This is a genomic window from Enterococcus gallinarum (genome assembly GCF_021496385.1).
Lineage (GTDB): Bacteria > Bacillota > Bacilli > Lactobacillales > Enterococcaceae > Enterococcus_D > Enterococcus_D gallinarum.
On record NZ_CP050816.1, the window covers coordinates 1,996,716 to 2,020,995 of the forward strand.

The following is a 24,280-nucleotide window of genomic DNA, read 5'->3' on the forward strand; positions in this document are numbered from 1 at the left end:
AGTCATGAAATCAATTATTCAATTACAAACCTTAACTTGTCCATCTTGTATGCAAAAAATCGAACAAGGGTTGAGTCGCCAGTCTGGTGTAACAAAAGTGAATGTTCTGTTCAATGCCAGTAAAGTGAAAGTAGAATTTCAACCAGAAATCATCACTCCGCAAGAAATCCAACAAGTGATCGAAACGCTAGGTTATGTCGTTGAAGGGATTCAACTAAAAGAGTTGGCTTGATATTACTTGAAACAAAGGAATGAAGCCGAAGGAAGTTAATAGGAAAGGGATAATGGATCTTTTCTATTACTATCGTTAATTATTTTTTCGTGTATAGATTTAGCCGTTAGACGATCACGGGATTAATGGCTTATTTCAAAGCAGTCGGGTAGGCTTCAACAAGGAGATTTAGTCTCAACAGTATTGATGAAGAAGGAATCCTTGAATGGGTGCATCAAGTAGTAAACTTCCAGAAATTTATGTCAACACTAGTGCTAATTGGTGGGTGTACGATGCTCAAAAAAAGTGGTACATTAAAAAAGAAACGTCGCGTGTTAACATGCATGGCTGTTGAGCAATCGCAGCTGTTGTTGCTGTTTGAGACATTCTATAAAAGAAGTTCGGCAGGACTGAGTTTTTGAGTTTTCTAAAGAATTTTCTGCGTGATTGCAAGGCCATTGATTCCTTGGATAGGACAATTTTACGGGGAAACTGGTAGCGAATAGGAGAGGATTTCCATGGCAAAGGATCATATGTGTGTTTCATTAGTGCCATTGTTCAATCATTTAGATGAAACGGATCAACGAGTGATTCACATGCTGGTTACACATCACATTAAGGAAAAAGGGGAACTGATATTTACCCCAACCAGTGCTGATCAGTTAGTGATCGTTGCTCGTGGAAGCTTGAAGGTCTATCAGCTTTCCGCTAATGGCAAAGAGCAAGTCCTGCGTGTCATTGAACCCGGTGGCTATGAGGGAGAGAAACAACTATTTGGTGTTCGAAACGAACTATTGTTTGGAGAAGCGTTGGAGAAAACAGAAGTTTGTGTTCTCAAACAGCGAGATTTTACGCAGCTGTTGCTGGATTACCCCCAGCTAAGTTTGAAATTATTAGAAATAAATGCGCAAAAAATGCTAAAAGTCGAGCAGCAAGCACGCTTTCTGATGATGGAAAAAGTTGATGAACGATTAGCAACTTATCTACTAGATCTAGCAAAAGTTGCCGAATCAGATCAAGTTGTGCTGCCTATGAAAATGAAGGAGCTGGCGTTGTTTTTAGGAACCACACCCGAAACTCTTTCAAGAAAATTAAAACGCTTTGAAGAGAAACAATGGATCCGCCGCAATAAGCGAACGGTGTGGCTGCTTGACCAAGATCAGTTAGCAGATCTTTAAAGAAAGAGACTTTTATTCAAAAGCAGCTTTACCATCCGTTTCCCGCGAAGGGGACCTCACATCTGCCAATAAATCAGTGCAAACCTTCTGAATTTCAGTAGATTGTGCAATCAACGATTGACAAACGGTCAAAATCCAAGTAGATTTAATCAGGATGCTAAATTCTTTTATCAAAGTGATTTGTTTTATCAGATAAGAGAGGGTCTGGGGAAAACGAGGTGGAAATAGTGAACCAAAAAGAAAAAATGCTTGAACTGATCAAAAAGAAACAAGGTGGTGGCCGTTCGAAACAAATGGACACACCAAAAAATGATCGCAAGAATATGCGTAAAGGACCAAAGATTTTCAATAAGTAATAAATGAGCGCGACTCATTGAGTATAACTGCGTAAGGAAATCCTCCTTACGCAGTTTTTTGTCTCTTTTAGAGAGGGGTACCGACTGATTTTCTCAACACAAAGTACTCCTCGACTTCGCCGCTTTCCTTTTGTATGATTAAGGAAAAGAGAATAGGAACGGAGTGAGAAAATGAATGTGAAAGAGGCATTGATGGCTGGAGCAGAAAAAAGTATTTTTTTGAATGATATTGAAGTCGATCCGAAAACCATTAAAGCAGTATTGATCAATGAAGTCGTTCCCCTAGATCCAACAGATGATTTTTATGGGGCAACAGATGGCGCTTATCTTTCTACGACGTTGCCGTTGTTTCAACAAGCTGGGATCTATGTAGATTCTGCCCATGACTTATTGGATTTAGGGATTTATTTGACCAATGCGATCAAAACGCCAAAACACACGACGACAATTGAAACACAAACGATCACTGAAAATCTACCGCTATTAGAAAAAGAGTTGTCATTATTTCCAAATATTGAAGTGATTATGCTAATGGGGGATGTCGCCAAAAAAGCCTTCAATCAAATCGCCAAAAAGCAGCAAAAAAAGAATGCGATTCCCTCCGTTGCAACTTATAAAATACGCCAGACTGAAATCTACTATGGAAAGATCCGCTTATTGCCTTCTTATATTATGACAGGGAAGAATGTATTGATCGAAAAATCTAAAGTCACGATGGCAGCCGAGGATATCGCGAAAATGTATCAAGTGATTACGAAGGAATGATTTGATTAGCAGACGATCCCATGAGCTCGCAGGATGACAGATCTTCCGCTGAAATTATAGGACACACTGGTGTAAGGGACTTCCAGCGAACTCATGCGAACCTTTCTGTACAAGTATTTTCGGATCTGCTATACTTAAGGAAATCATTTACTGAAGGAGGAAAAGTCATGACAGCGGCAATGAAATTGTGGATCGATCTTTTGAATCGTTAATTTAATACTATTCAAAAGTCTAGGTGATCGCGATTTCAAGGGATGAGTGTCTACTTTTCCAATTATTTATGAAGGGATAGCGCCAGGCTATGCCTTTTTTGTGTTTTCCTTTTTCCTAGACGAGAGAGGGAGATCATTCATGGAAACATTAACAGTCCAATTCAAACAGATCAAAAAACAATATGGCGCTAAAGAAGTCTTGTCAATTGAGGCGTTATCCGCCTATCATGGAGAACGAATCGGGATCATTGGTAGAAATGGTGAAGGAAAGTCAACACTGTTAAAATTAATTACTGGAGAAATCCAGCCTGATAGTGGCACGATTCAGACAACCACGACCTTTAATTATTTTGCCCAAATTGGAGGGATCGAGGATTCTTACGATTTTTCATCCGTTGACTGGGAAATCATGAGCCGCTTTTCGTTACCAAAACATTCAATGGATAGCTGGAGCGGTGGGGAAGCCGCAAAGTCACGATTGGTTCGAACACTATCGAACTATGAAATGGGTCTTTTGTTGGATGAACCTACCACCCATCTGGATCAGAAAAGTATTTCATTGCTTATTGAGGAGTTGAGGCATTACTATGGTACATTGCTTTTTGTCAGTCATGATCGGTTTTTCTTGAACCAATTAGCAACGAAAATTTGGGAAATTGATCAGGGGTGTGTACGGGAATATCACGGAAACTTTGATGCGTATAAACAGCAAAAGGAAATGGAATTACTGCATCAAAAACATGCGCTTGAAAGTCACTTGAAAGAAAAGAAGCGCTTGGAAGCGGCGATTGAAAGTAAACTTCAGCAAGCTGAAAAGATTAGTAAAGTTTCTAAAAAAATGCAGCAGAAAAATAGTCGTCCTGATCGATTGGCATCATCCAAACAAAAGGATACAATTCAAAAGAATCTTCATAAAACAGCAAAGGCAATGAAAAGCCGTTTGGATCATTTAGGTGAGCATCATTCATTGACTGAGCCGAGACAAATTATTTTTCCAGCACCAAAAGGCATAGAAATTCATAATCCTTATCCTATAAAAGGAGACAACGTTTCAATTCAATATGAACAGAGAGTTTTGTTTGATGATTGTGATTTTCAATTTGGATTAGGAAAGCGTATCGCGATTGTAGGTGCAAATGGTTGTGGAAAAACGACTTTATTGAATCATATTTTAAATGATGGTAAAGGAATTGTCTTATCTCCTAAGGTAGTTTTTGCTAGTTACCAACAATTGTCCTATAAAATGACTGAATCGGAATCAATTCTTGTTTATTTAATGAAACAAACCGATTATTCTGAATCATTTGTCAGAAGTATTTTGCATAACCTTGGTTTTTATCAAACAGAAATTTTAAAGCCCGTAAAAAATTTGAGCGGAGGAGAAGCGACACGAGTTCAAATTGCGCTGCTTTTTGTTAAACCAGCAAATGTTCTCATTTTGGATGAACCAACTAATTTTATTGATCTTCCTACGATTGAAGCCCTGGAAAAACTAATGAGGGATTATCTTGGAACAGTTATATTTACTTCTCATGATCAATTATTTGTTGATCAAGTTGCTAATGAGGTCTATCAAGTCGTTGATCAAAAACTTAAAAAAATCACTTAAACGTATGGCCATTTTCTTAATCGCATATGCTCGTAACGTTGAACGCAAAATCGTGAAAGGGTTTGCTGCAACTGCTTTAATGTGGTAAAGTATAGTCATAATTGAATGAACAGGTGATGAAATTCGGCATAGCTGATAGTACACAATCAGTGCTATAGGTATGACTGGAAAAGAGTAAATAAAATCAATTGAACAGGCTAAAAATAACCGCTTTTGTAGGTTTATTTAAGTTGCCTAGCTATTGATTTTATCTTACTCTAACTTCTCTTTTCACGGAAGCGATGGGTAACCATCGCTTTTTTTTATTCTTTTATAGTAATCATGCAAAAGGAGGACTAAAGAAAACTATTCAGTTACACAAATAATCAATCAAAGGAGCAGAAAAATGCGAAACAAAATGAAAGACTTCATTAAACAGCCAAAAATCTATCAACAAACCGATACCCCATTCTGGACAGATGACTATATTTCTCAGAAAATGCTAGAAAATCATTTGGATCCGAGTATAGATGGGGCCAGTCGAAATCGGTCCTTTATCAAAAAATCTGCTAGCTGGATCTGTCAAAAAGTTCCACCAGCAGATTATCCAACCCTTCTTGATCTAGGGTGTGGACCAGGGCTCTATTCAGAATTGTTTGCTGAATCTGGCTATCAAGTAACAGGGGTAGATTTCTCAAAGCGGTCGATCGACTATGCAAAAGAGTCTGCACGAAAAAAACAGTTGCCTATTTCCTACCTAAAACAAGACTACCTTGAGATGGAATTGACAGAAACTTTTGATTTGATCGTGATGATCTATTGCGACTTTGGTGCATTATCTGCAAACGATCGACATCTGCTGGCAGCAAACATTTATCGCTGGTTGAAGCCTGGCGGAAAATTCTTGCTAGATGTCTTTAGTGCAACGAAATATGATCAGACTGTAGTGCAGCAATCATGGGACTACTCAGAAGGAGCTGGCTTTTGGAGCGAGAACTCCTATCTTGCATTGAATAAGACCAGTAAATATCCCAACTTTGTTTGGCTAGATCAAACAATGGTGATCACTCAAGAGGATCAGATAACTTACAATGTGTGGACTAGTTGTTTTACAGAGCACTCATTGGCTGCCGAACTGGCTGCGGTTGGATTTAAAGAGTATCAGCTTTATAGCAACGTTTGTGGCGAAAGCTATACGAAAGAGAGTGAAACAATCGCGATGTTGCTAAAGAAGTAAACGGTAGGGTTACATTTTAGGGGACAATTCGCTAAAATGAAGAGGAGGGATAAAATGAAAAAAGTCTTATTGTTTCTGATGAAGCTTCCTTTTTCTGCCCATCAAATTAATGCAGATTTGTGAAGGAATATAGGGTAACAATCAAACAAGATTTGTGCAATAAATATAAAACTGCAGAAACATCGTTGAGAGGAGGCGTATCATGGAAGAATTACAAAAAATACCGAATGTAGGAAAGGTTCTTGCCGAACACTTGCATGCGATTGGCATCGATTCGGTGGAGAAAATGAAGTCTGCAACAGCAGAAACCATTTTTATGCGTATTCGTACCCAACGGGATCCCGGGGCTTGTCTACACATGCTCTATGGGATTGAGGGAGCAATACAAGGAATTCCTAAAACGCAGATTTCAGCTGCAAGAAAGCAAGAATTGCGAACGTTTTTCCAGACTGTTTCTTGATTGATTTGCAAAGGGAGTCAAACCAATCAGATTTGTGATCTAAAACACAAAAAAGAAAGACCAAACAATGCCTGACAACTTCCGCGAAAAACATTGGAAGTGTCAGATTGATTGTTCGGTCTTTTTTGTTTCTTAGGGCATAGCTTTATGCTAATTACCTTTAAGCAGTTCTCTCAAAGTAGGCATTTCTTGGACTTGGTATTTTTCTTTAAAGGCGGCGATTTCAGCTGCCGAAAATTTTTCTGGATCCAATTTCAATTCCTCTACAGGAAGTGGACGAGCATTTTCGATCTTGATATCAATAACTACAGGGCCGTTGCTGGTTTTTGCTGCATCAAAAGCAGGTGTTAGGTCTTCGTAACGAGTGATGGTATATCCTTTTGCACCAAGTGCTTCCCCAACTTTCCCAAAGTCTGCGCCTTCTAGAAAGACTCCAAATTTCTTTTGTTCGGTATCCTCTTGTTCTGCTTCAATAAATCCAAAAGAATCATTAGAGAAGACGATATTGATGATTGGTAATTGGTATTTGACTTGGGTCAAAATATCCTGCATTTGCATGGCGAAACCGCCATCCCCACTCAATGTAAAGACTTGGCGATCGGGGAAACTCAATTGGGCGGCAATTCCTCCTGGAACACCGTTCCCCATCGTAGCGAACCAGCCAGAAGTGGTAAAACGCTGTTCTCCTGTCATGTCTAAATGTCGAATACTGTTGATCGTCACATTTCCGACATCACTGACGAAAATCGCATTCGGCTCGGCAATGCGGTTAATTTCTTTGAAGATCGGTTCTGGACGAAGAGGAGCTTGTTGATTGGTGTCAAAGTGATGGCGCCAAGCATGCCAGCGAACAATGTTTTCTTGATTTACTGCCAGCCATTGGTCTGCTGGTCGTTCGGTTCCTAGGGTGACCCATTGATTCAACGCAGTGATCCCATCGCCTAACACTGAGACATCTGTGTTGTGCCGACGCCCAAATTTCGAGGAGTCAATGTCAACTTGAACAAAATTGGCTTTCGGATTAAAGAAACGACGACCAAATGGAAAATCGCTCCCCACGAAGACAATCAGATCCGCTTCGGCTAGTGCTTCGTTCGCAGGTTTTGTGGCAACTCTTCCGGCAAAGCCAAGAAAATTCTTATACATATCAGGAACGATTCCTTTCGCCAAAACAGAAGCCGCAACTGGCATTGAAAAGAACTCGGAAAATTCTTTGATCGCTGGAAATCCGCCGAATACCCCTTGTCCAATATAAAGAACGGGTTTTTTTGCTTGTTCAAAATAGGGGAGGGCAGCTTTTAAGTCTGCTTCATTAGGTAGGATCACCCCAGTTTTATGGTTTTTGGCTGTGGCGATCTCTTGGGCTTCAATCTCTTTAAAGCCAAAATCAACGGGAATCGTCACGACAGCGACGCCCCGAAATTTATAGGCAGCCTTGATAGCTTCATCTACCACGTGTGGTAGACTTTCAGGGGACATGACCGTTCGATTGTAGATGCTGACATCCGCAAACATCGGATTTTCATTCATTTCTTGGAAATCATTGTAATTCATTGAACTTGATGCCACTTGACCGAGTAATGCTACTACGGGCACATTATCCATTTGAGCATCATACAATCCATTGATTAGGTGGGTAGCTCCAGGGCCTGCTGAGCCAAAGACAGCCCCGACTTTACCAGTTAGTTTGGCATCAGCAGCGGCGGCGAGAGCACCTGCTTCTTCATGGCGAACTTGGATATAGCGAACGGATTCGCGTTCTTGGTATAGTGCATCCATTGTGGAATTAAATGAACCGCCGGGAATGCCATAAATGTGATCGATCCCCCAAGCCTCAAAGACTTTTACCATGGCGACACCTGCATTGATTTTTGTCATTTTCTTCACTCACTTTCTCCTCTTTCTTTCAGTATAAAGTATTCTAAAAAAGACAACAAAAAATGTGACTCGACTCACAAGGGAAACTCCCGGTTATCAGCAATCAAATTCAACAGAGGAAAAATAGTACAAAGAATAGAATACCTGCAAAAAAAGATGCACCTGTGTCAGATGCATCTAAAATCATGGTACCCTTATTCAGCCATCAGAGGCTTGTTCGCTAGAAGCCCTAGAAGTATGCGATTCTTTATGAAACTAATTGGATAATTCTGTGATAAAACGAGCCGCGATTTCTTTGGGGCGGGTAATCGCACCGCCTACCACGATACCTGCAACCCCTAGACGCTGAACTTGTTTGGCTTGTTCAGGAGAATGAATTCTTCCTTCAGCGATGACGGGCAACTGTTCAGCGACAAGTTGTTGGATCAGTTCGAGGTCGGGTCCATTTGTTGGCTCACGGTCTTTGGTATAACCCGCTAATGTTGTGCCAACAAAATCGACCCCAGCTTGGTAAGCATTGCGGCCTTCTTCAAAAGTCGCAATATCTGCCATCAGCAGCTGGTCAGGATACTTTTCTTTGATTTTTTTGATAAATGCATTGATGGTTAGACCATCGTGCCTTTTTCGCAAAGTACAATCCAGCGCAATGACTTCGACATCGGTTGCAACTAATTCATCTACTTCGCGCATCGTAGCAGTGATGAACGGTTCTTCAGGTAGGTAGTCTCTTTTTATGATACCGATGATTGGCAAGGACACTTTTTCTTTGATTTGCTGGATGTCTCGTACAGAGTTGGCACGAATTCCGACCGCACCTGCTTCTTGAGCTGCCACCGCAAAAAGAGGGATCACGCCACCTTCTTCGGTATAAAAGGGTTCCCCTGGCAGAGCTTGACAAGAAACGATCAAGCCACCAGATATTGCTTGTAAAAATTCTGTTTTGTTCATGGACGTTGCCTCCTAATTATCAATCAACTGACTAGCAATAGCCTTCAATCTGAAATTCGATCGAGGGTCTTCAAAGGGACTATAGCATGGAAAAATAGCTCTTGTAAATGATTTCTCTCTGAATGAGTCAATGGCCAAAGATCCCTGTGAAAACCGATTATTTCTGCTTTCAGCAGGCAGTCTTTCTTAAAAGTGAAGGTCAAAAACAGCGACTATAGCCACAACAACTGCAGCAACTACTTGGTAACTTAAGTTTTTAAACAAAAAACTTTTCCAAAAACATCAGCACCAAGGCAGAGCTGTTTCTGGAAAAGCGATCTTTCGTTGCAATTATTTTGTAGCGGCCCGTTTGAACACAGGAATCTCATTGTTCGAGCCATAATCATTCATAGTGATTCCTTTTAAGTGAGTCATATCTTCTTCTGAAATTGCAAAAGACACATCAGCGTTGTTCTTCATATGTTCCATGGATACTGTTTTTGGTAAAGGAAGGAGATCTAGTTGGAGGCAATAGCGAATCGCTAGCTGCGGTACTGAAACGTGATATTTTTCAGCCATAGCGGTAATTTCATGATTTGCCATCATTTCTCCATGAGCAATCGGAGAGTAAGCCTCCACAAGCAGATGATTTTTTTGACAATAGTCGATCAAGTCGAAGGGGGTATGACCAATATGGGCTAAAATTTGATTGACCATTGGTTTGATCGTACCGTAATCAAATAAGTTTTGTAAGTCTGCTTTTTCAAAATTTGAGACCCCAATTGCCCGGATTTTTCCTTCTTTGTAGGCATCTTCCAGCGCTTGCCAAGCGGCGACATTTCCTTCAAAGTAATGCTCATCCTCTTGGAAGGCAGCCCATGGTTTCGGACTATGAATGATCATCAAATCAATGTAATCCAATCCTAAACGATCCAATGAGGCGTTGATTGCATCTGTGGCTTCAGCGTAATTTTTGATTTCAGCTGCCAATTTCGTCGTTACGAATAATTCTTGGCGATTGATGCCAGACGAGCGAATGCCTTCACCAACCCCACGTTCATTTTGATATGCTTGGGCAGTGTCAATATGGCGATAACCGACTTCAATCGCTTTTTTTACAGCTTCAGCCGCTTTACTATCTTCAATCATCCATGTACCATAACCAATTTTAGGAATCGACACACCATTTGATAGCGTAAATGTTTCATTCATCATGTTATTTCCTTCTTTCTTTTTGTACTAAATCTAGCATACTACTTCACCTGGACTTTAAGGCAAGAAAAAAGTTTCAGTAATAAAATATAGGGAAAGTGACCAGAAAGAATGGGTCAGAAGAACAAAAGGTAAGTGTTTAATTTTTTTTAGAAGAAAATGTTTCTTGAACCTTTGACAGAAATACTTGAGCAGCTTGAGAAAATGTCTGATGCTTTTTCCAAATAAGATTCACTCTGGCGGTGAAAGCAGGGGACAATGGGATAAAAGTTAAGGGAGTTCCTTTGGTATTCACGATTCCCGCCAAACATAAGGCACAGCCAGCTCCACTTTGAACCAAAAGAGAAGCATTGTAGAGCAAATTGTACGTACCTACGATTTGGTGCGCTGAAATCGACTGTCCCAGCCAATCTGTCAACTGTTGGTTCACCTGTGTTTGACGAGAAACAAGAAGAGGGACCTTCGCTAGATCGGATGCAGAAATCGCTGATTTAGTCGCCAATGGGTGATCTTCCCGGAGTAACAATCCCCAGTGATCTTGATGGGGCAGCTGAAGATACTCATATTTTTGCTTGTCGACAGGATCGATCACTAAGCCAAAATCGAGCAATCCACGATTGATTCTGTCTAATACATCATCTGCGTTCCCACTATAGATATGCGTGAGGACGGCAGGATGTTTTTTTTGGAAAGCGGTGATGATTTCAGCCAGCAAACGAAAGGCTTCTGTTTCGCCACCGCCAATCGTAAGCTCACCGCTGATATGTTCTTTCGTAGTAAGATTGGCCTTCGTCGTAGATACCAATTGCTGGATCTCCTTGGCTCGTTCGTAGAAATAGCGACCTTCATCTGTCAATCGAATTTCTCGGCTACCTCTTTCAAATAACCTGGTTCCTAACTCAGCTTCTAATTCTTGTAATTGCTTAGAAAGGGTAGGTTGGGATAGGTGCAATGTTTGGGCAGCTCTGGTAATGGTGCCTTCTCGGACCACCGCCAAAAAATAGTTGATCACACGTAGTTCCATCTCCTCGTCCTCCGTTTGATTATTTGTATTATAACTTTAAGGAATTATTCTATATTCATATTAAGTATTAGTTATCTTTATTTTAACGGAGTATGCTAAAGTCAACAACTTTGAATGAAATGAGGCAATAAATATGGATCGTGCTTTTCAACAACAACTAGTCAATCGTGAACTTTTAGCAGACGCACCAATTTTTCAACGAATCCACCAATACAAAGAATACAATGAGCGGATGGTTCGAGAAATGAATCAAGGGTACCATTCAGCTGACAAAATCAGAGCGTATCTCGAGCAGATCACTGGTGAAAAGATTGATGCGTCCGTAACAGTCAATACGCCCTTTTATACAGATTATGGACGACATATCCAATTTGGTCGGAATGTCTATCTTAATATTAATGTGACTTTTGTTGACTTAGGTGGTATTTTTATTAAAGACCATGTATTGATCGGACCTGGTGCTCGTCTGATAACTGTCAACCATCTGACTGATCCGAAGAAGCGTCGTGGGTTATGGGTGGCACCTATTGTCATCAAGAAAAATGCATGGATTGGTGCAAATGCGACGATTTTACCGGGAGTAACGGTAGGAGAAAATGCCATCGTGGCAGCAGATGCGACGGTAACCAAAGACGTTCCTGCCAATGTGGTCGTAGCTGGCACACCAGCAAAAATCGTCAAAACGATCGCTTGACGGGACTGTGTCATAAGTCATCATTCAACAAGTTAAACCGATTCCTATGCTATTGCTCTAGACTCCTACTTTTGCGGCGAAGAGTCCCTGCACCGCAGAAGCAATAATAGTTTCGGATAGTGTTACTAGAAGACTTATGGCACAGCCACATAAGAGGACAACAAAGTCATTAAAGGAGTGTAGTCGAATGACTATTTCAGAAGTAGCAAAAATCGTTTCATTGACCCCTGTAACTTTAAGGTATTACGAGCGGGTGGGCTTATTGCCGCAAATCAAACGTACCAGCAATGGCGTACGGGATTATTCAGAAGAAGATATCCAATGGATTGATTTTATTAAATGCATGCGCAGCGCCGGTTTATCAGTGGAATCTTTGATTGAATACAATGATTTGTATCAGCAAGGGGAAAGAACGAAAGAAGCTCGCAAACAACTATTGATCGAGGAACGTGAAAATCTACGCCAACGTTTCGAGGAATTAAAAGAGACATTGAGTCGATTAGACGGCAAAATTCAGCGTTACGAACAACAATGAAAAAAAGGATTGTCGCAAGCCTAGAAGAGGGCCTGGGACAATCCTTTTTTCGATCATTGAAAGTCTGTTATTGTTGTTGGTATTTATCAATAGTCAAGGGTTGGTTTTCCGGTAATAATTCATAGTTTAATTGATTGGAAACATCGTCATGAATAATATGCAGAATTTGATTGGATTCATTGATGGGTCCAAGACTGATGATCGTGAATCGATCATCGACTACTTCCAAATTTTGCAGGACCCCGGTAAAGACTTTGCGAATATGGTGAGCGATCCGAATTTTTTCCTCTGCTTTTTCTACGGCTTTTGTCAAAGTGAATCCTTCATCGAGGAAACGTTTGATCAATTCAACTTTGATTACCGTAGGCAATCGATATTTACGTGGGGCATTCTCTTCTTGAGGGACCGATTCGATCAATCCTTTTTGTTCCCAGTAGCGTAACTGTCGCGGGGAGACTTCACACATTTGGCTCAGCTCGCTGATCCCTACCAGCAAATTGTCATTTTCTAATAATTTACGAAAGGTTTGAGACATGCTTTCTCCATTCTTGTAAAGGTATTTGTTTATATTGTAACTTGTTTTACTTTTGTGTCAAGTAGGTTGACAAATAAGTGAGAAAGTTTTAAAGTGTATAGTGCTGTTGAAAAATTTTGTGAAAAGAGTGTGAAATATGACAAATAATCGTCCTTTAGATATATACGGTAAACCGTACAATCGTTCTTTATTGGTTGTCGTTTTGCTGATTGGTACGTTTTGTACAGTATTGAATCAAACATTACTGACGACTGCCTTTCCAACCTTGATGAATGCCTTCGATATTACGGCTTCTGATGTTCAATGGTTGACGACCGGATTCTTGCTTGTTAATGGGATCATGATTCCAATTACCGCTTGGCTGATTAATAAATTCAATTCGAAAAATTTGTATTTAACTGCCATGACGATTTTCTTGATTGGTACAATTGCTTGTTTTGCAGCACCTAATTTTTCGATCTTACTATTAGGTCGTTTGATTCAAGCTGCCGGTGTTGGTATCTCCATGCCGTTGTTGCAAAATATCATGTTATCGATCTTTCCGCCAGAAAAACGCGGTTCTGCAATGGGAATGTCGGGGATCGTTATTGGGTTGGCACCAGCTTTAGGCCCAACACTATCCGGCTGGATCATTGACCACTATACTTGGCGCTATTTGTTTGGAATGGTCATTCCAATCGTTATTTTAGTATTGATCTTAGCTGTCTTCTTGATGAAGAGTGTTATCGAGCTGTCTCATCCGAAAATTGATATTTTTTCTGCCATTCTTTCAACCATCGGTTTCGGAACATTGTTGTATGGTTTTTCCAGTGTCGGAGACAAGGGCTGGGGAAGCGTGGAGGTCATTAGTTTCTTAGTAGTTGGGGTCTTGTTTATCGCCTTTTTTGCTTGGCGACAATTGCACATCGAGCATCCATTTTTGGAATTACGCGTCTTTTCATCGAAAACATTCACATTAGCGGCCATTCTTTCAGGTGTGACCAATATGGCCATGGTGGGCGCAGAAATGGTCTTGCCTTTATATATCCAAAATATTCGGGGAGAATCTGCCTTTCATTCTGGTTTGATGCTTTTACCTGGGGCATTGGTAATGGGGGCGATGATGCCGATCACTGGGGCAATTTTTGATAAGTATGGGGCAAAGCGTTTAGCTATTACCGGTATGTTCATTTTGACTGCTGCAACATTGCCTTTTGCCTTTTTAACAAAAGACACACCGATCTTGCATATCGTCATTCTTTATGCGATTCGTATGTTTGGGATTTCCATGGTTATGATGCCAGTTACTACTTCTGGTATGAATGCTTTGCCAGGAAACTTGATCAGTCATGGTACAGCAGTTAATAATACTTTCCGTCAAGTTGCCAGCTCAATTGGAACGGCGATTTTGATCAGTGTCTTATCAAATGTAACCAAAGGAAATCTTCCAAGTGATGGCTTGTTGAAGGCAACACCGCTTGCTTACAAAGAAAAAGCGATCGAAGCAACGCTTTCTGGTTATCATGCTGCTTTTTATGTCGCTGTTGTCTTTGGCTTTTTAGGCTTTTTGATTGCCTTTGCATTGAAGAAAAAAGAGCCTCAGTTGACTGTTCTTAAAGGAGGTGACGGCAAATGATGTTAGTGATTGTCGTCATCAGTGTAATTGCCTTTGCGTTATTAAATGTTTTTGCCAAAAATAAAGTCCAAACTGTTATTTCACTTCTCTTTGGTTTGGTTTTTGTCTTAAGCTTAACAGCAATGATGGCCAATCTATCCGCACATTTTGGGATGGAAAAAACCACCACAACGACTACACAGCCGTTAGTTTCAAGCAGTGACAATGATCAGTTGCCAATGCTGTTGTATCAACCTTTGGGTGATGGAACTGAGAAAATCTATTTGTACCGCACAGATGAGTCGCAAAAGAAACCAAAACAAACAAGAATGGACCATGTGACGAATCATGTCGTCGAAGATGCCAAATCGGCACAAAAAGAAACGAAAACAACCCGTTGGACGTATAAAAATGATTTTTATCGTTTCTTGTTTGGAATAGCTGGGAATGATGAAGAGTTTATTCGTGAAAAGAATACGTTCTCTCTTCCAGATTCTTGGACTCTCTTAACTGTTGATCAAGCGAAAAAACTAGCCAGTCTTGTTGAAAACCAACAAGAAGCGATGAAAACAGAAGCAAAAACTTTTGTTCAAGAGAAGATGCAAGCCGCTTTGATGGCTGACCCAACAATGGATGCGGCGGAACAAAAAGCAAAAATCAGTCAATTCACTGCAGAATATCAAAAAGAAGCAATAGCAAAACTGATTGAAGAAGCAAAAAAAGAATAAAAAAATCCCTCTGCAACTAGAGTGATTGAACCATTCGCCAAAAGTTAGCCATAAAAGCTAACTTTTGGGAGTGATTCACTCTCTTGGAGCAGAGGGATTTTTTGTTGATTAAAAAGTGAACTGCTCAATGCGATCAAAGGCTTCTTTTAGCATTGGCATTGATTGCGTAGCAGCTAAACGGACATAATGATCACCAGTCGTCTCACCAAAAGCTTTACCGGGAATCATTAGCACGCTAGTATCTTTTAAAAGTTTTTCAACGAAAGTAACAGAATCCAAGCCAGTTTTTTCTATGTTGATGAAGGCATACATACTTCCTTTGACAGGAGACAAAGAAAGAAAAGGAATAGTAGCGACTCGTTGCTGAATGTAACTTAGCCGTTTTTTGAAGGTTTCCACGACTGCTGGAACAAGTTCGTCGTAGTGATTCAACGCATAGATTCCCGCTCGTTGTGAGGGGGTAGGAGCAGAATAAGCAATACTTTCATTAATCAACTTGGCTGTCTGATTGATGGATAAAGGAGCGATCATGTAACCAATCCGCCAGCCAGTCATAGCAAAAGCTTTTGAAAAACTGCTAAAAGTAATCGTCCGCTCAGGCGCAAAAGTGGCCATAGGAACAAACTCTTCCATAAAACAAAAGGCTTCGTACACTTCATCTGACAAGATCAACAAATCATTTTCTTCGGCAACTTCAGCAATTGCTTTAAAAGTTGTCGGCGAAAAGACAGCACCAGTGGGATTGTTGGGAGAATTAATGATAATGGCTTTTGTTTTGTCGGTAATCGCTGCTTTTAATACATCAATAGCGATCTGAAAACCATCTTTTTCAAAGGTAGGGATGAAAACTGGGCTTCCGCCAGCCATTTCAACTTGCTGCTTATAAGGAGAAAAGTAAGGCTCATGGATAATTACTTCATCTCCAGGATCCAAGATCGCGCACAAAGCAAGATACATGCCATGTAACGCACCAACTGAGGCCCGTACTTGATCGTTGGAGAAAGTCAATCCATAATGGGTCTGATAAAAATCGACAACAGCTTGAATAAAATCGGCACTGCCATCAGAAGCCGTGTATTTTGTATGTCCATTTTTGACGTCCGTAAAAGCGGCAGCAATGATCGACTTGTCAGTAATCAAATCAGGATCGCCGATGGACAGATCTATCAAATTTGGTGTTTTCTTGGCAATCGTTGCAATGTCCATTAGTAGATTTTCTTCGGGTGTTTGAAATCGTTGTGCAATCATCGACTGTTTCATAGGTTCATCTCCATTTTTTATAGTACTTTTCTTAAAAAATCTTGTGTGCGGCTATTTTGCGGATGGTCAAAGATCGCTTCAGGTGTTCCTTGTTCTTGAATGATACCGTCAGCCATGAAGATCACGCGATCCGCTACTTGCTTGGCAAAGCCCATCTCATGAGTCACAACGACCATCGTCATGCCTTTCTCGGCGAGTGCCTGCATCACCGCTAATACTTCACCAACCATCTCCGGATCAAGTGCAGAAGTCGGTTCATCAAAAAGCATCACATCTGGATCCATAGCCAACGCACGAGCAATAGCTACTCGCTGCTGTTGCCCACCAGATAAACTTGCAGGATAGCTAGTCGCTTTGTCTGCTAATCCAACTTGTTCCAAAAGTGCGTAGGCTTTTTTCTCAGCGGTCTCTTGATCTTGTTTTTTTACTTTTATGGGGCTGATGGTGATGTTCTCCAAAACTGTTTTATGAGGAAACAGATTAAAGTTTTGGAATACCATACCCATTTTTTGACGAATTTGATCGATCACAATCTCTTTAGCCAAAAGATCGTTTCCTTCAAATTCGATTTGACCACTGGTAGGTTGTTCTAAAAGATTCAAACAACGCAGAAAAGTACTTTTGCCGCTTCCAGAAGGTCCAATGATCACAACGACTTCACCCGTGGAGATTTCAAGATCGATCTCTTTCAGAACTTCTGTCGCACCAAAATTTTTTAAAAGTTTTTTTACGCTAATCACTTGTTTTCATTCTCCTTTCTGCAACTCCTAGTAATCGTGAAAGAGCAAAAGTCAAGACAAAATAAATCAAGGAAACAATCACGTATGGTAGGAAAGGTTTGAAACTGGCACCTTGGACGACCCCTGTTTGGAAGATCAATTCGGAGACACCAATGACAGAGACAACAGAAGACTCTTTGATGACTGTCACAAATTCATTGCCGAGAGCAGGTAAAATGTTCTTGATGGCTTGCGGAAAAATAATGAAGCGCATCGCTTGAACTTGATTCATTCCTAATGAACGGGCTGCCTCCAACTGACCTTTGTTGACCGCATTGATCCCCGCACGAATGATTTCAGCCACATAGGCGGCACTATTAAGTGCAAGAGCGATACAACCTGCCGTTAATTTGGATAAATCCAGACCTAGTACGCCAGTCCCAAAATAAACGATAAAGATCTGTACTAAGAGCGGGGTACCTCTCACGTATTCAATATAAACAATCGCAATCCAACGCAAAATTTTTGACGCAGAAAGTTTCATAAATGCCAGTAGACTACCAGCAATCGAGCCAAAGAGTACACCGACAAAGGCTAAAAAAATAGTATAACCGGCTCCTGAGAGATAAAAGGGCAGATATTTGCTAAAGAAGCCTTCTTCAGGTGCTCCTGTTTCTTCATTGAACATTAGAGCATAGGCTTCATCTTGATATTGACTCAATAGATCGTTATCGACAATCGTCTTGATGGAAGCATTGATTTTTTCCAGGAGCAGCGGCGCCTCTTTTGAAATAGCAATTGCTGTTTCTTTCGTACCTTTCTCAAAGACCACATCGTCGGCAATTGCTAAGTTATCATTTGATTGAACATAGGCTTCCGCCACAGGACCTTCCATCACAACAGCATCCACTTTTTTTGAGTTTAAATTTGTGATCAGATCCGGAACTTTTTGCAAAGAGGTTACAAGTGAGCCGGACAACTCATTTTTAGCTAATTCTTCTTGTGTGGTTTGTTTTTGAGCACCGACAGCTACACCGTTGAAATCTGCTGTTGATTGAAACCGGTTCTGATCTTCTTTTCGAACAATCACTTTTTGTTGGACTTCCATATAAGTGTCAGAAAAGTTGACTTCCTTTTTACGTTCATCGGTAGCAGCCATCCCCGAAATGACAAGATCGATTTTTCCAGTTTTTAATGCTCCTAACAGCGCATCGAAACCTAATTCTTCAATTTTAAGATCGACACCTAGATCATCAGCGATTTTTTTGGCAATTGATAGATCAAAGCCGACAATTTCGTCTTTGCCATCAATCGTGGTATGAAATTCATAGGGGGCATAATCCGCAGATAAGCCAACGATCAATGCGCCATTTTGTTTTATTTTTTCATAGACGGGATCTGTTGTTTCAGCGTGTACCAGTTTTGTGGTAACACAAAAGAACAGGACGATCAGTATCATTGTTGAAGCGAACCATTTACACATCTTTTTCATTCAATTACTCCTTTTTTTGTTTTAAAATACAATAATAGCCTGAATTATGTATAAAAATACAACAAACGTTAGAAATATCGTATCATACCTTTGTGGGAAGTCAATCCCTTTCTTGGAAAAATCACGAAATATATTTGAGTTTTCAGAAAAAACAGTGTTTTCTATAAGTTTACAGGTTGAATTGTTTTTTACAAATTTGTAATATAAGAAAATTTATTTCAGAAAATTTCCGGAAATTATGAAAATATTTAAGATTCATTCGGCTTTTATGATTAGCTTAAAAGAATCTTGTAACAGTTAATCGATCTTCTGTTTATTATTAAAGCTTTATTTAGCAAGGTTTTAAGTCTTTCTGCTTTTTATTTGGTGCGTTATTTAATTTCTTTTATCAAAGTGAAATATTTCGTCATCGAACTGTTACCAAGGACTTAACGTATCTTGCTATTATTTATCAAGTCGTTACGACGAAAACTTACATAGAGCGAGGGAAATAAAATTTATGAAATCAATTAAAACATTCGTATTAACTACAGCCACAATTGCTGGTTTTGCTGCATTAAGTACAACTGCTAACGCAGACGAAATCAAACATGTGGTGAAATCTGATGACACATTATCTGGTCTTTCTTTAAAATACTTTGGTAATTTAGATCATATTGATCAAATTGCAAAAGACAACAAACTGAAAGATCCTAACATCATCTACGATGGTACAACTCTGATTATTGACACCGACAAAAAAGTATCATCAGATAACCAAGCAAGTGAACAACCTGCAAAAGAAACCACACAAGCAGAAGACCAATCTGCCAAAGAAAACCAATCTGAATCTGCAGCAAGCAGCTATTCTGGAACAACGATGACGATGGAAGCAACAGCATATAGTTCTGATCCAGCAGATGTTTTAGGCGGCGGAACTGTGACAGCTACCGGCCAAAACTTGTTGGAAAATCCGATGGCAGTTGCGGTGGACCCATCTGTGATCCCTCTAGGCACAAGACTTTATGTTGAAGGTTATGGAGAAGCCATCGCCAGCGATACCGGTGGTGCGATCAAGGGAAATATCATCGACGTGCATTTCCCAACAAATGCACAATGCGAACAATGGGGCCGTCGGACCGTTCAAGTAACGATTCTTGATTAATTTCTCCAAATTTTAAGAACAGACCCATGCACGTATGAGGCTAGGGCATAAGTAAAAACAGTCAGAAAGATTTACGAGAGGACAGTTGTTCCTTAAAGATCGGGTCTGGCTCAACTTATGCCTAGCCTTTTTGTATACTCAGATAAAAAAGGATGTCTCTGTGAACTTTGCCCAAGACATTTTGCTTTTTTCTTGAGATAATGAATCAAAGAGGAGGCGTTCAAGTGAAGGTAGTATTGATACGGCATGGCGAAAGCGAAGCAAATTTTGAAAACTATTGGACGGGCTGGCTGGATGTGGCCTTGACAGCAAAGGGTCGGGAACAGGCTTGGCAAGCGGGAGAAAAAATCAAAGAATTGGGTATTTCTTTTGATGTAGCATTTGCTTCTTATCTTCAGCGAACCATCATCACCTGCAACACTGTTTTGGAAGCAAGCGCTCAATTGTGGGTACCTACCTATAAGACATGGCGGTTGAATGAAAGACATTACGGACAGTTAGTCGGTGTCAATAAAGATGAAATGGTTGCTCGTTATGGAAAAGGTCAAGTCCAAAAGTGGCGACGAGGGTATAATGAACCGCCGCTGTATGTTTCAGAAAATCATTTTGATCGTCGTTATGACGACTTAGATCCACGCTTGATTCCTAAAGGAGAAAACCTAGGAATGGTCGTTGAAAGGATCACCCCTTTTTGGTCGGATGATGTTGTTCCCTTCATTCGATCAGGAAAAAATGTCTTGATCACAGGCCATGGCAATAGTTTGCGGGCTTTAGTGAAGTATTTGGAGAATGTACCTGAAGAAGAAGTCGACAAAATCGATGTCCCCAATGCAGAGCCAATCATTTATACCTTTGATTCACAAGCTGTTTTACAAGAACGGCTGGGATAAAGACGAACATTATTACTAAAAACCGCGCTTTCGTATGAAGTTTCATCGAAAGTGCGGTTTTCTTATGCTATAATAAGAAAAATTTTATGAAAGGCGGGCTCTTATGAAAGCAGTATTGACCGTTATTGGAAAAGACAAGGTAGGGATCATCGCAGGGGTTAGCCAACTATTGGCAGAATTAGACATCAATATCCTCGATGTTTCACAAACCATCATGGAAGAATACTTTACGATGATGATGTTATTATCGATGGAGGCAAATGCAGATTTTGAAACGATTCGTGAGCAATTGCATACCAAAGGCGAAACACTAGGTGTTAAAATCAGTATTCAAAACCAAGAAATTTTTGATACCATGCATAAATTATAGGAGGGCTTCTATGGAAATCAATCAAATACTAGAAACCATTCGCATGGTTGAAGAAGAAAATCTTGATATTCGTACCATTACAATGGGAATCTCTCTTTTAGACTGTATCGATGCCGATATCGATCAGATGTGCGAAAAAATCTATCAAAAAATTACGACAAAAGCCAAGAACTTGGTGCGAGTTGGCGAACAAATCGAAACAGAATATGGTATTCCAATCATCAACAAGCGAATCTCTGTTACCCCGATTGCCATTGTTGTGGCAGCCAGTCAACCGACGCCACAAGACTGTGTGAAGGTAGCTAAAACATTGGATCGGGCAGCTGAGACAGTAGGGGTCAATTTCATCGGTGGCTACAGTGCTCTGGTTGAAAAAGGGTATCAAGGCGGTGATTTAGCATTGATCCAATCGATTCCAGAAGCGCTGGCAGCAACGAACTTTGTCTGTTCTTCGGTCAATATTGGATCAACCAAAGCTGGAATCAATATGGATGCTGTTCGGTTAATGGGGGAAACAGTCAAACAAACGGCTGAAGCCTCAGACATGGGGTGTGCAAAATTAGTTGTTTTTGCTAACGCAGTGGAAGACAACCCGTTTATGGCCGGTGCTTTTCACGGTGTCGGAGAAGCAGATGTCGAGATTAATGTAGGCGTCAGCGGTCCTGGAGTGGTCAAGCGTGCGCTTGAAAAAGTCAAAGGAGAATCTTTTGACGTCGTTGCAGAAACAGTCAAAAAAACGGCTTTCAAAATAACCCGTATGGGGCAACTCGTAGGTCGGGTAGCTTCCGAGCGTTTAGGGGTTCCTTTTGGGATCGTCGATCTTTCTTTAGCACCTACTCCGGCTGTAGGGGATAGTGTGGCGCTCATCTTGGAAGAAATGGGTCTGGAATCCGTTGGAACTCACGGGACAACGGCTGCATTGGCGTTATTGAACGACGCCGTCAAAAAAGGCGGCGTCATGGCCTGCAATCATGTTGGTGGTTTATCGGGTGCTTTCATCCCGGTTTCAGAAGATGCAGGCATGATCAAAGCAGTTGAAAGTGGTTTGTTGAATCTAGAAAAGTTAGAAGCGATGACAGCAATTTGCTCGGTGGGCTTAGACATGATCGCAATTCCTGGAGATACTACTGCAGAAACGATTGCTGCGATGATTGCTGATGAAGCAGCAATCGGCGTCATCAACCATAAAACAACGGCGGTACGTATCATTCCGGCTAAAGAAAAACAAGTAGGAGACCGCATCGAATTTGGTGGTTTACTAGGCACAGCACCTGTTATGAAAGTTAATCCAGCTAAATCTGCTGACTTTATTCAGCGAGGCGGCCGAATTCCTGCGCCGATTCATTCTTTCAAAAACTGATCATCTTCTGAAACTGCGATATAAGGAACACACAAAATCAAATGCTCTCGATTGGACGAAAAGGTGATTACTTTTCGAACATTCGCTCATAAAGACCTAATGGTATTTTGGAGGGGATGCTAGTAAAAAAATCGGACATTTTGTTTAGTGTAGCACTTAGTTCGCAGTTTCTTCTTTGTGATCTAAGGCTTTAGCCCTATGCTGATCATCTGGAAATAATATACAATTAACGTAATTTTATACAGATAGGGGTGTCAAGAATGAAAAAGAGGGTAGTGGGCAGCTCCATACTGGTAGTGATCGTCATGTTCGTGCTACTTGTTCCCCAAAAAGTATTTGGTCAAAGTTTTGTGAAGGATAATGCAGGGGTCCTCTCAGCAGAGACAATCGCAAAAATCAATCAATTAAACCAAGAGAGGTTCCAAACGTTGCAAGGAAGTCCAGAATACGCTGTTGTCACGCTTAAAAACTTAGACGGCCAATCGATTGAGACAGTAACCAATCAGTTATTTGATGAATACAGTTTTGGTCAATCCGCGTATAACAATGGCTTAGTCTTCGTGTTTGCCATCGAGGACCGGGAATTTCGTTTAGGCTATGGGGATGGCTTAACGTATATTTTTTCTGATTTGTCAGATGATGACCTGATCGATGAAGATACAAAAGATCTTTTGCGTGATGAAGACTATGATCAAGCTGTTTTAAATGCTTCTGATCGCGTCTATGAGGAAATGAAAACAGCGGACGAAACGGTTGGTCTGAACAAAATTTATGCGGATGGGCAACAGCTACTGGCAGAAAAAAAGGCCCGAGAAGCCGCAGAGTCAAAGAAATTTTGGTTGCTGTTTTGGCAACTTGTTAGTTCAGTTAGTGCATTGGTTATTGCAGCTATTAGCGGAGTGATAGGCTGGCGCAAGCGCCAAACGAAGAAAAGCTTTCAAGCAGCCAATGTGATTCCTCCTCATATTCATTCGGATCCAGCGTTTGATGAAAAGGCTTTTTACAGATGGGCAAGTAAAAGAAGGAATTATCAGACCTTCAATCACTATATTGTTGCTGGAGAGTGTTTGAAGGCGTTAAAAATGTACCTGCTTAGTGAAGTTATTCCGAGGCAATTAGCTGAGTTTGAAAGAATCAGTCCGCAACCAGCTAGAAACCAAATGATTCAACAAGCATTGAAAAATCCGCAGTTGGCCGATCAATTCGTGCAAGAATATATGAAAGATCATAAAAATTTGAAGATCTTTGGGCAAGAGTTAGCCCAAGGCCATGACACATTGCGAACCTATGAAACACAATTGCAGCGGCAACTCAAGGAACAATTACGAGATTATGATTTAACTGGAGATATTCTTGCAGAAAATGCTTATTTGATTCCACAGTATAAAAAAGAGATTCAGCAGTTGGCGGAAGAAGAAATTCAGCGGCGTAGTCGCAACAACGATTATTTGGCTATGCTGCTTACGAAGGAAAAGACGTATCCTGAAATGGTGCAGACGAGTTCTCAGGAAATAGCTAGCTTGATTGATTCTGTTAAAACGGATGCTTTGTTTACTATCGATCTCCATGAAGTATATAAAAATCATCCAGATCTACAAAAACAAGTAGGTGATTTTTCGGGGGAAGATCGTTCAGAACTATTGAATAATGCTCGTCGTGAATACAATCCAACCACTATGGATCAATCTTTAGTTTATTTGTTACTCATCAATCATGTCACGCGACAAGAACAGGTCATCACAGAGAGTAAAAGCTCGGATAGTGATTTCGGTGGCTTTGGCGGTGGGTCCAGTAATGGGGGCGGAATTTCCGGAAGCTGGTAATTTTTAAGGGCTGTGACAAAAGGTTGTCATAGCTCTTTTTTCGAACGCACGGTAAGCGGTGGCTTTTGCAGTAATAAGCCGTAATTTC

At 40.6% G+C, this 24,280-nt stretch carries 24 protein-coding genes; 16 read left to right on the forward strand and 8 right to left on the reverse strand.

Annotated features, from left to right (window positions below; genetic code table 11):
- Window positions 1-4 precede the first annotated feature (4 nt).
- The 7 genes from HED61_RS09950 (at window position 5) to HED61_RS09975 (ending at window position 6,007) form a co-directional block, all read left to right on the forward strand.
- Complete coding sequence (locus tag HED61_RS09950; protein WP_060814852.1) at window positions 5-232, forward strand: heavy-metal-associated domain-containing protein; 228 nt, start codon at window positions 5-7, stop codon at window positions 230-232.
- A gap of 497 nt (window positions 233-729) precedes the next feature.
- A complete protein-coding gene (locus HED61_RS09955; RefSeq protein ID WP_103300072.1) occupies window positions 730-1,389 on the forward strand; it encodes a Crp/Fnr family transcriptional regulator in 660 nt (219 codons plus the stop codon).
- 227 nt (window positions 1,390-1,616) lie between these two features.
- A complete protein-coding gene (locus HED61_RS16920) occupies window positions 1,617-1,745 on the forward strand; it encodes a hypothetical protein (protein ID WP_257152403.1) in 129 nt (42 codons plus the stop codon).
- A 171-nt stretch (window positions 1,746-1,916) separates the two neighbouring features.
- On the forward strand, window positions 1,917-2,510 hold the full coding sequence (locus tag HED61_RS09960) for a uracil-DNA glycosylase family protein (RefSeq protein WP_103300073.1): 594 nt from the start codon (window positions 1,917-1,919) through the stop codon (window positions 2,508-2,510).
- 351 nt (window positions 2,511-2,861) lie between these two features.
- On the forward strand, window positions 2,862-4,331 hold the full coding sequence (abc-f, locus tag HED61_RS09965) for a ribosomal protection-like ABC-F family protein (RefSeq protein ID WP_195957700.1): 1,470 nt from the start codon (window positions 2,862-2,864) through the stop codon (window positions 4,329-4,331).
- A gap of 385 nt (window positions 4,332-4,716) precedes the next feature.
- Window positions 4,717-5,547 (forward strand): class I SAM-dependent methyltransferase, encoded by an 831-nt coding sequence (locus HED61_RS09970; protein WP_060815131.1) that lies wholly within the window; start codon window positions 4,717-4,719, stop codon window positions 5,545-5,547.
- 202 nt (window positions 5,548-5,749) lie between these two features.
- Window positions 5,750-6,007 (forward strand): TfoX/Sxy family protein, encoded by a 258-nt coding sequence (locus HED61_RS09975; RefSeq protein WP_003127255.1) that lies wholly within the window; start codon window positions 5,750-5,752, stop codon window positions 6,005-6,007.
- A 150-nt stretch (window positions 6,008-6,157) separates the two neighbouring features.
- On the opposite strand, the gene spxB is transcribed toward HED61_RS09975, so the two are convergent.
- The 4 genes from spxB to HED61_RS09995 all read right to left on the reverse strand — a co-directional run bounded on the left by spxB (window position 6,158) and on the right by HED61_RS09995 (window position 11,048).
- Window positions 6,158-7,885 carry a pyruvate oxidase gene (spxB, locus tag HED61_RS09980; protein ID WP_171918134.1) on the reverse strand — a complete coding sequence of 576 codons (1,728 nt, stop codon included), beginning with the start codon at window positions 7,883-7,885 and terminating at the stop codon, window positions 6,158-6,160.
- A 255-nt stretch (window positions 7,886-8,140) separates the two neighbouring features.
- Window positions 8,141-8,833 carry an N-acetylmannosamine-6-phosphate 2-epimerase gene (locus HED61_RS09985; RefSeq protein WP_171918126.1) on the reverse strand — a complete coding sequence of 231 codons (693 nt, stop codon included), beginning with the start codon at window positions 8,831-8,833 and terminating at the stop codon, window positions 8,141-8,143.
- Window positions 8,834-9,163: 330 nt separating this feature from the next.
- On the reverse strand, window positions 9,164-10,027 hold the full coding sequence (locus HED61_RS09990; RefSeq protein ID WP_138371814.1) for an aldo/keto reductase: 864 nt from the start codon (window positions 10,025-10,027) through the stop codon (window positions 9,164-9,166).
- 136 nt (window positions 10,028-10,163) lie between these two features.
- Entirely contained in the window at window positions 10,164-11,048 is an 885-nt protein-coding gene (locus HED61_RS09995) for a LysR family transcriptional regulator (RefSeq protein WP_123836343.1), read from the reverse strand.
- 133 nt (window positions 11,049-11,181) lie between these two features.
- On the opposite strand from HED61_RS09995, the gene HED61_RS10000 reads away from it, so the two are divergent.
- Both HED61_RS10000 and HED61_RS10005 read left to right on the forward strand, forming a co-directional pair.
- Window positions 11,182-11,742 (forward strand): sugar O-acetyltransferase, encoded by a 561-nt coding sequence (locus HED61_RS10000; RefSeq protein WP_103300078.1) that lies wholly within the window; start codon window positions 11,182-11,184, stop codon window positions 11,740-11,742.
- 187 nt (window positions 11,743-11,929) lie between these two features.
- The gene (locus HED61_RS10005) at window positions 11,930-12,277 is read left to right on the forward strand and encodes a MerR family transcriptional regulator (RefSeq protein WP_103300079.1); all 348 of its coding nucleotides are present in this window, start codon (window positions 11,930-11,932) and stop codon (window positions 12,275-12,277) included.
- Window positions 12,278-12,344: 67 nt separating this feature from the next.
- On the opposite strand, the gene HED61_RS10010 is transcribed toward HED61_RS10005, so the two are convergent.
- Complete coding sequence (locus HED61_RS10010; RefSeq protein ID WP_195957703.1) at window positions 12,345-12,812, reverse strand: MerR family transcriptional regulator; 468 nt, start codon at window positions 12,810-12,812, stop codon at window positions 12,345-12,347.
- A gap of 136 nt (window positions 12,813-12,948) precedes the next feature.
- On the opposite strand from HED61_RS10010, the gene HED61_RS10015 reads away from it, so the two are divergent.
- Together HED61_RS10015 and HED61_RS10020 are read left to right on the forward strand one after the other, a co-directional pair.
- The gene (locus HED61_RS10015; RefSeq protein WP_060815128.1) at window positions 12,949-14,427 is read left to right on the forward strand and encodes an MDR family MFS transporter; all 1,479 of its coding nucleotides are present in this window, start codon (window positions 12,949-12,951) and stop codon (window positions 14,425-14,427) included.
- Window positions 14,424-15,134: a DUF4811 domain-containing protein gene (locus tag HED61_RS10020; RefSeq protein WP_060815127.1), complete on the forward strand. Its 711-nt coding sequence runs from the start codon at window positions 14,424-14,426 to the stop codon at window positions 15,132-15,134. Before HED61_RS10015 ends, HED61_RS10020 begins: the two co-directional genes overlap by 4 nt.
- Before the next feature lie 108 nt (window positions 15,135-15,242).
- Here HED61_RS10020 and HED61_RS10025 read toward each other — a convergent pair whose 3' ends face one another.
- From HED61_RS10025 to HED61_RS10035, 3 genes are read right to left on the reverse strand one after another with little or no spacing between them, the layout of a single operon-like run.
- The gene (locus HED61_RS10025) at window positions 15,243-16,394 is read right to left on the reverse strand and encodes a pyridoxal phosphate-dependent aminotransferase (RefSeq protein WP_219645503.1); all 1,152 of its coding nucleotides are present in this window, start codon (window positions 16,392-16,394) and stop codon (window positions 15,243-15,245) included.
- A gap of 17 nt (window positions 16,395-16,411) precedes the next feature.
- Window positions 16,412-17,134, reverse strand: coding sequence for an amino acid ABC transporter ATP-binding protein (locus HED61_RS10030; protein ID WP_113849766.1), 723 nt, complete (start codon window positions 17,132-17,134; stop codon window positions 16,412-16,414).
- Complete coding sequence (locus HED61_RS10035) at window positions 17,127-18,605, reverse strand: ABC transporter substrate-binding protein/permease (protein WP_005472565.1); 1,479 nt, start codon at window positions 18,603-18,605, stop codon at window positions 17,127-17,129. The genes HED61_RS10030 and HED61_RS10035 overlap by 8 nt, the downstream gene beginning before the upstream one ends.
- A 499-nt stretch (window positions 18,606-19,104) precedes the next feature.
- Between HED61_RS10035 and HED61_RS10040 the strand changes: the two genes are divergently transcribed.
- The 5 genes from HED61_RS10040 to HED61_RS10060 all read left to right on the forward strand — a co-directional run bounded on the left by HED61_RS10040 (window position 19,105) and on the right by HED61_RS10060 (window position 24,192).
- Window positions 19,105-19,749, forward strand: a complete 645-nt coding sequence (locus HED61_RS10040; protein ID WP_195957705.1) for a 3D domain-containing protein — start codon at window positions 19,105-19,107, stop codon at window positions 19,747-19,749.
- A gap of 224 nt (window positions 19,750-19,973) precedes the next feature.
- Window positions 19,974-20,639 (forward strand): 2,3-bisphosphoglycerate-dependent phosphoglycerate mutase, encoded by a 666-nt coding sequence (locus HED61_RS10045; RefSeq protein WP_021150912.1) that lies wholly within the window; start codon window positions 19,974-19,976, stop codon window positions 20,637-20,639.
- A 103-nt stretch (window positions 20,640-20,742) separates the two neighbouring features.
- Window positions 20,743-21,009 (forward strand): ACT domain-containing protein, encoded by a 267-nt coding sequence (locus tag HED61_RS10050; protein WP_003127269.1) that lies wholly within the window; start codon window positions 20,743-20,745, stop codon window positions 21,007-21,009.
- A 10-nt stretch (window positions 21,010-21,019) separates the two neighbouring features.
- The gene (locus tag HED61_RS10055) at window positions 21,020-22,369 is read left to right on the forward strand and encodes a PFL family protein (protein WP_003127270.1); all 1,350 of its coding nucleotides are present in this window, start codon (window positions 21,020-21,022) and stop codon (window positions 22,367-22,369) included.
- A gap of 260 nt (window positions 22,370-22,629) precedes the next feature.
- Entirely contained in the window at window positions 22,630-24,192 is a 1,563-nt protein-coding gene (locus HED61_RS10060) for a TPM domain-containing protein (RefSeq protein WP_219645504.1), read from the forward strand.
- Window positions 24,193-24,280 lie beyond the last annotated feature (88 nt).